The following is a 7953-nucleotide window of genomic DNA, read 5'->3' as shown; positions in this document are numbered from 1 at the left end:
TATTTAAATTTATGGCTTGATTGGGGTGGGTAGAATTATGGATAAAATCGCAGTTCTAATTCCTTGTTACAACGAGGAGAAAACTATAGAAAAAGTAGTGAAGGATTTTCGTGCAGTCATCGAGAAATATGGGGATGATGGTGACTGCCGTGTTTATGTCTATGACAATAACTCAACGGATAAGACCGCTTTTCTTGCTAGGGCAGCAGGAGCTGTTGTTAGGCACGAATATAAGCAGGGTAAAGGAAATGTAGTGCGCCGCATGTTTCGTGAAATTGACGCAAGATGTTATGTCATCGCAGATGGTGATGACACCTATCCGGCAGAATCAGCCAAGGCAATGATTGATGCCGTTCTTGAACGACAAGCGGACATGGTAGTTGGCGATAGACTTTCTTCTACTTATTTTGGTGAAAATAAAAGACCTTTCCACAACTTTGGTAACGTCCTTGTAAGAAAGAGCATTAATTTTCTCTTTAAAAGTGATATCAAGGATATCATGACAGGTTATAGAGCCTTTAGTTATCAATTTGTAAAGAGCTTCCCTGTTCTATCTAATGGCTTTGAAATCGAAACAGAGATGAGCATTCACGCCATAGATAAGAATATGAATATTGTAAACACTGTAGTAGATTACAAGGATCGACCAGAAGGCAGCGTGTCAAAGCTTAATACATATTCAGACGGATTTAAAGTTTTGTGCACTATATGGAAGTTGTTTAGACATATTAGACCTTTGCGATTCTTTGGAACACTGGCAATAATATTGGGCTTGATATCTATAGGCTTTTTTGTGCCAATACTTGTGGAGTTTATTAAGACGGGCTTGGTTCGTCGTTTCCCTACACTTATTATATGTGGATTTACAATGATAGCCGCCATACAGTCCTTCTTTGCAGGTTTAATATTGGAGAATATAAAGGATAATAACAGGGAATATTTTGAGTTGGAATTAATAAGACTTCATGAATTTTATTCAAGGAATTCTAAGGAAGAGTAAGGCAAGAATTCATTAATAAGAGATTGCATTTAAGTGTGATTATCATATATAATTGGAGTTAATTGGGGTATACATTTGCGGATGTATACTTAGGAGAGTCGGAGAAATCTGGCTCCCCTTTGTATTTTATATTAATCTTGTCCTAATAGTTCAACGTCTTTATTAATAATAATATCTCTAAAACAAGTATTATCAATTGATGTAGAATTTAAAAGCTCTTCCATGGAATCACAAGAAAACAAAAGTTTATAACCGTGATTTGTTTCAGTATCATTATCTTCAGATTTGATATATAGGCCAAAAAGAAAATCTTCTTCGTTTGCATACATATTTCCTGTATTAAGTCTATAGGTTATATTTTTATAAGTAAAATCCAAACCAAACCAATGACCTTCAGCTGGATTCCATTCTCCTGTATATTGTGATGTAAAATCTGTTAGGTTTATAAATTCATTTTTTATCATTTTAAATGGAACTCCTTTTTGATTTTTTTGATTAGTTTAGAGCATATATGTTCCTTTCCATCATATCATAAGTTTGTGATTTAAGACCAATAGATGCAAGTATATATTTATAAAAAGCAATTAATAAAGCTCAAAAGTCTCCCACCATTTCCCAAAAGGTTCACCCTATACCACACCATCTTCCCTTCCTAGGTTAAAAACTCCAACCCAATAGTCCCTTAGACCTAAAAATATTAACAAAAACAGAAGATGGGAGTATTAAAATAATAAATATTCTCTAAATAAACTTATAATTTAAAGGAAAAATGTTGACATTTTCTTAACATAAGTGTTAAAATCAAGCCATAAATTTGAAGGTTTGCTGGCAGTGAAGCGGGGACTTGGGCTGCGCCGAACTTTCAAGTTTACTTATTGCGGAGATTATAATGATTTATAAACTGGAGGCATCAATTCTGATGAATTGATGCCTCTAGTAACTTTATGATATTTTCGCAGTTAGAATATCGAATTAGAAAAGTGCTAGTCACTTAATGGAGGATTAAACATGAAGACTACAGCGTTAATTATGGCAGGTGGTAAGGGTGAAAGATTCTGGCCAAGAAGCCGAGTTAATTTACCTAAGCAGTTCTTATCACTTACAGGTGATGGAAAGACAATGATTCAGCTTACAGTTGAAAGAATTAGCCCATTAGTTAAGCTAGAAGATGTTTATATTGCTACTAACAAGAACTATAAGGAATTAGTAAAGAAACAGTTACCAGGTCTCCCAGAGGAGAACATTCTCTGTGAACCTATCGGACGTAATACAGCACCATGTATCGGTCTTGGCGCAGTACACGTACTTGATAAGGCTCAGAAGAACGGTGAAGACGATGCAGTAATGATCGTTTTACCATCAGATCACTTAATTAAGAATAACGAAGTTTTCGCAGATACATTTAAGGAAGCAGTAGAAATTGCAACTAAGGGCGAGAACTTAGTAACAGTAGGTATTACACCTAACTATCCTGAAACAGGATACGGATATATTCAGTACGATGAAAGCACTACAGACGGCAACGGCCGCAAGGTAGCTAGATTCGTAGAGAAGCCAGACCTTGAAACAGCTAAGTCATACCTTGCTGAAGGCAACTACCTTTGGAATTCAGGTATGTTTGTTTGGAAGGTTTCAACAATCATGGATTGCTTTAAGAGCTTCATGAACAGCACATACGAAGGTCTTTTAAAGATTAAGGATGCTATTGGAACAGATTCAGAAGATGCAGTATTAAATGCAGAATTCCCTAACCTTGAATCACAGTCAGTTGACTATGGTATCATGGAGAAGGCAAGCTCTATCTTTACACTTCCAGGTAACTTTGGTTGGGATGATGTAGGATCATGGCTTGCAGTTGGACGTATTAAAGAGAATGACGAGAAGGGTAACGTAGTTACAGGAAACGTAGTTACAGTAAATACTGAGAACACAGTAATTGAAGGTAAAGATAAGCTTATCGCAACTGTAGGTCTTAGAGACATGGTTGTAGTTGATACAGACGATGCTATTCTTATCTCTACTAAGGAAAATGCAGGCGAAATCAAGCAGGTTCTCGCATCTCTTCGCGAATCAGGAAAGACACAGTACCTATAAGATTTAACTAAGAAATATAAACAAGGGGGCTGTCGCACTAATTACTTAGTGCGACACCCCCCTTTTGCATTATCTAGGAATTCTAGTTTTAATCCCTACAACCCCTAAAACAATTAGTATCATAGCAATGTTTAGTTCAAGTAAAGAATTATCGGCTGTTGCTGGACTAGTGTTATTAGGAGAAGTTGTTTCTTTATTTTCATTATCAGTAATAGTTGTTAGTTCATTATTTACTGTAGTTGTGTCCAAGTTCTTATAGACAATGGCATATGTTGAGAACCTATCCGTTTTAAAAGTGAGTGTAGAAGTGTCTTTATCATACTTACAATCTAGAAGAGTAGATACTCCATTATGCACTCTTAAAATAGCTAAAGAATTCATATCCCATTTATCGTTAGCATCTAATTTAAAACTGATTTCCACATCCCCCTCAGTTTCGCTAATCTTGTTTTCTTCAGAATCTCCAACCTTTTTGAATAGGTTGATATCAAAGAAAGTGCCTACATTATATTCAGGAAATGAATTTTGAATTACGTTTTTATCAGCAATAATTGTTTCATTTGCATTATCGTCGTTTATTTCATTAACCTCAAGCCAGATATTAACGCCCTTAAGTGCCTCTGAATCAGTTATTGATAGAATCTTTTTAAGGTCATTATTGTTAACAATACTTGAATTGTAAGGATTAAGCTTATTATCTATTGTTGTTGAATTAGTAATGTCCTTTATTTCTCCAGCAACTCGAGGCACTTCCTTATATGCCATGTTTTTTGTTGAACTGCTATCTTCGGAACTACTAGCTTCTACTATTTTATAACTAACACTGGCGGTTACGTCTTGAGCTTCACCAAAACCTCTAATAACAGCTGTGTATTCTCCAGGTTCAGTAGGGAAGCTATCTAAAAGAACATTACCTTTGTAGTATTCAATCGAGCTATTCATTCCTGTCATAAATTCATCTACTGAATAGTTTAAGTTTAAGGAAGCTAGAAATTCTTCATCAATACCTGTTTGCACTAAACTTGCACCAGTTATGTTGCTGCCATAAACGCGATTTGTAGGTGCAACAATAGTTAAAGTTGCTGTATCTACAGGATCACTGCATCCACTGGCGGTACAAGTCGCTGTTATAGTGGCTCCATTACTTTCAAAATTATAATTATGAGTATGCACAGTTGCCACGGTTGCCCTGGTTGTTAAATGTAAAGTTGATTCTTTTTGAATATTATAATCTGCTAAATGTCTATCATCTTCTAGGGTAGTACCTGCAAATATTAATTTCTGACTATCAGTAGGAATCCCTTCTTTATCTTGAATCTTAGCTTTAACATTTTCTATTGTATCAGACGGTTCCACATCAAGAGTTATTGTAGTGTCATCTGATTTTTTAACATAAATATCCATAGCAAAAACATTTGTTAGAGTAAATTGTGTAAATAAAAAAATAGACAGAATTAAAACAAATGAGTGTTTTAAAGCTTTATTTTTTCTGAATTGTTTCATATAATTTATCCCCTCCTATATATTATATAAATAATTATATCACAAATAGGATACATGGACTATTACATTAATTCTCTAGTGGCTTTTTCTTAGCAGGTTTTAGTGAAAAGATAGTGAACAATTTCTTATTGTTGTTGAAGATTAAAATTTAGAGTGCTATTATCAAATAGTCCTCTAAAAAATTTATTTTAGAGTTGGTATAGGATAAAGAATTAATACACTTTAGGAGTTTAGAATGGAATTATATTCATTAGAATTTGCAATATTCATGGCGGTTTTGCTAGCAGTGTATTACGGAGTAGAGAAGATATTTAATCAATCTAAATATAACGAAGGTTATCAATGGATTGTGTTAACTGTTGCCAATATGATTTTTTACGGCTTATGTGGTTTAACTAATTTGATATACATTTTCATAACATCTGTAACTACCTTTGCCGCAGGCCTTTATATGAGCAAAAGGACAGAAAGAAACGCCCTAGATAAGAAAGCACTTAAGAATGACGAAACGAAGTCTAAAGACGAGATTAAAGAAGCTAAGGCAAAACTTAAAGCTAAGTACATGTTTGATAAGCGAGTAGCACTTGTAATTGTTCTACTTATTAATGTTGGAATTCTAGCTTATTTAAAGTACTGGTCAACAATTTACGAATTTTTCAATGGCCTAGGTGCCAAGTCAGTGGTAGAGACTATTGAAGAGTCTGTAACTGAAACAGGTAACACAATTTTTTCGGCCTCAAGTGTGGTGATTCCTCTTGGAATTTCCTTCTACACTTTCCAATCTATTAGCTATTTGATTGACATGTATAACGGAAAGTATAAGGCAGAGAATAATTTTTTTAAGTACCTTAATTTCGTATCTTTCTTTCCACAATTACTTCAGGGACCGATTAATAGATATGATCAATTGGGCAATCAGCTAAAAGAAAGACATAAATTTGATTTAGATAACATACACAGAGGTATGCTTCGTATGGCATATGGCTTTTTTAAAAAATATGCCATTGCCGATATGGTATCTCCTATTATCATAGCTGCCTTTAGAAATATAGATTCTAAGACACCTGGTTGTATAATTGTATTTACAATCCTACTTTATTCTATCGAGCAGTACTGCGATTTCTCCGGTGGTATCGATATGGTTATGGGTGCCTCAAAGATGCTTGGAATTGATATGATGGAGAACTTCCGTCAGCCATACTTTAGTAAGTCTTTAGGCGAGTTCTGGAGAAGATGGCATATTTCTCTTGGTGCTTGGATGAGAGATTACATTTTCTATCCAGTAGCCCTAACAAAGCCTATGCAGTCCCTATCTAAGGCTTGTAAAAAGATTAATAATAAAGCACTTGCAATTCACTTAAGTAGGACGCTTCCTGCCTGCCTTGCAAACCTACTAGTTTTCTTTATTGTTGGTTTGTGGCATGGTGCTAACGCCCACTTCCTTATATGGGGTATTTATAACGGTCTTGTAATCGCTCTTAGCGATCTTTTTAGCCCTGTATTTGATAAAATGGTAGCAATTCTACATATTAATAGAGAGAATAAGTACTACAAGGCTTTTGCTATTGTAAGAACCTTTATAGTTGTAAATATTGGTTGGTATTTTGACGTATTAGTAAATCCTAAGTATAGCTTCCTTTGCCTACGCAACACATTTACCTACTTTCATCCAGAGCGTTTCCTTAGAAGACTTAAGGATTGCGCAGTTTACCAGCAAAATCTATGCCTTAACCTAGCCTTTTTTGGCTGCATCGTGGTGCTTATTATCAGCATCCTAAAGGAGCGTGGCATCGACCCAAATGAAAAGCTTATGAAGTCCCCAATTCCTTTTAGAATTGTACTTTATTCAACACTAATAATTATGATGTTAGTATCCTTTGGACTTAGCAGTGCATCTAGCGGAAGCTTTATGTACGCGAACTATTAATAAGGAGGCTTTATGGAGAATAATGAAAATGTATCGCCACAGGCAAGCCAAAAGCCTAAGCGAAAGAAACATAAATGGATAGGTGTAATCATTGCAGTAGTCTGTGTGGTTCTAATTAATGAACTGCTTAAATTCTGTCTAGAGCCTTACGGTTCTGCCAGTCAGGTTATGTGGGATGATTACCATAAAGAAGACAGTATAGATCAGATTTTTGTGGGAAGTTCCCTTTGCTATGTAGGCATTAGCCCTTACGTGGTGGATGACATCATGGGCACTAATTCCTACAACATGGGTACCCCTTCCCAGTATCTAGCTCAAACTAAGCTAGCTATTAAAACCGCCATTGAAGATCACGGGGTAAAGCGCGTGGTTATGGCTCTTGGCTATTTCTCTCTTACAGGAGAGCGAAGCACTATAGCTGAAGTTTCATTTTTAAGAGCCAAGACAAAGGGCGAGTCCCTTCTAGAAAAGCTAACTACCTACGCTAATTACGCCTTTGATGAGGACATTGTGGGAACACCAGCTTCCCTAAACTATTTCTTCCCTTGGATTTACAATTCCGTGGATTTAAAAGAGGTGGCATCAAACGTTAAGGCAAAGCTTGAGGGCAAGCAGGCCACAGAGCAGGAGATGGTTAATAACGTCTACCGTCACTATGTAGGCAAGGGCTACGGCTACTTAACCGGCTATCTAAACTTTGATGATACAGGCAATGACACAACTTATTCCTACTATTCAGAGACCTTTAGCGAGGATTCTTTACAGGAATTACGAGACATTGCAAATCTTTGCCAGGAGAACGACGTTGAGCTTATAGTTATTGCCACACCACATCCTGCCTATGATGTATTGAGCTATGGCACTAATGGTGATGAATACTTTGAGAAAATGTTACTACTTCAGGAGCTTTTTGCAGAGTACGGAGCAGAATACTATGACTTTAATTTGGCTAAGGACGAGCTATTTACAACTAGTGATAGCTACTTCTTTGACCATGAGCATATGAATAAGGAGGGTTCGGAAGCATTTTCTACTTCCCTTGCAAATTTCCTTCTAATGAAGGAAGCAGGAGAGGACCTTTCAAGCCTCTTCTACACGCCAGAGGAGTATTTAGATTCCATAGATTACATATCTACAATCTGGTTTAATACTACAACTAAGACCAACGGAATCTCCGTTTCCTCAATTGCCTACACCGGCACAAATGTAGATGTAGAATATCAATATACAGTATATAATGAAAGCACTGGGGAATATAAGGTCGTTCAGGATTATTCCTCAAGCACTAGCTGCCTAATCCCTTTTGGTGCAGATGGAAACGATGATGGCAGCATAAAGATTGTAGTAAACGCCCGCCAAGTAGGCTCTGATTTGGCCTATGAAAAGCGTTGCGTACAAACTATTAGTTACGATAAATAAGAAAAGAGGC

At 36.2% G+C, this 7953-nt stretch carries 6 protein-coding genes; 4 read left to right on the top strand and 2 right to left on the bottom strand.

The window, feature by feature from the left end; translation table 11 throughout:
• Positions 1 to 37: 37 nt before the first annotated feature.
• Positions 38 to 1000 carry a glycosyltransferase family 2 protein gene (locus tag QVA17_RS07950; RefSeq protein ID WP_287387660.1) on the top strand — a complete coding sequence of 321 codons (963 nt, stop codon included), beginning with the start codon at positions 38 to 40 and terminating at the stop codon, positions 998 to 1000.
• A gap of 131 nt (positions 1001 to 1131) precedes the next feature.
• Here the strand turns inward: QVA17_RS07950 and QVA17_RS07945 are convergent, their stop codons facing one another.
• Positions 1132 to 1464: a hypothetical protein gene (locus tag QVA17_RS07945; RefSeq protein WP_287387658.1), complete on the bottom strand. Its 333-nt coding sequence runs from the start codon at positions 1462 to 1464 to the stop codon at positions 1132 to 1134.
• A gap of 544 nt (positions 1465 to 2008) precedes the next feature.
• Between QVA17_RS07945 and QVA17_RS07940 the strand changes: the two genes are divergently transcribed.
• Positions 2009 to 3094 (top strand): mannose-1-phosphate guanylyltransferase, encoded by a 1086-nt coding sequence (locus QVA17_RS07940; RefSeq protein WP_287387655.1) that lies wholly within the window; start codon positions 2009 to 2011, stop codon positions 3092 to 3094.
• A gap of 69 nt (positions 3095 to 3163) precedes the next feature.
• On the opposite strand, the gene QVA17_RS07935 is transcribed toward QVA17_RS07940, so the two are convergent.
• Positions 3164 to 4498 (bottom strand): ubiquitin-like protein, encoded by a 1335-nt coding sequence (locus QVA17_RS07935; protein WP_287387653.1) that lies wholly within the window; start codon positions 4496 to 4498, stop codon positions 3164 to 3166.
• 334 nt (positions 4499 to 4832) lie between these two features.
• On the opposite strand from QVA17_RS07935, the gene QVA17_RS07930 reads away from it, so the two are divergent.
• Both QVA17_RS07930 and QVA17_RS07925 read left to right on the top strand, forming a co-directional pair.
• A complete protein-coding gene (locus QVA17_RS07930; protein ID WP_287387650.1) occupies positions 4833 to 6524 on the top strand; it encodes an MBOAT family O-acyltransferase in 1692 nt (563 codons plus the stop codon).
• Positions 6525 to 6536: 12 nt separating this feature from the next.
• Positions 6537 to 7943: a hypothetical protein gene (locus QVA17_RS07925; protein WP_287387648.1), complete on the top strand. Its 1407-nt coding sequence runs from the start codon at positions 6537 to 6539 to the stop codon at positions 7941 to 7943.
• The last annotated feature ends 10 nt before the right edge of the window (positions 7944 to 7953 follow it).

The organism is Lachnospira sp., assembly GCF_016290755.1.
Lineage (GTDB): Bacteria > Bacillota > Clostridia > Lachnospirales > Lachnospiraceae > Lachnospira > Lachnospira multipara.
Note: the sequence above shows the minus strand (reverse complement) of the source record. Positions and strands in the feature narration are given on the sequence as shown.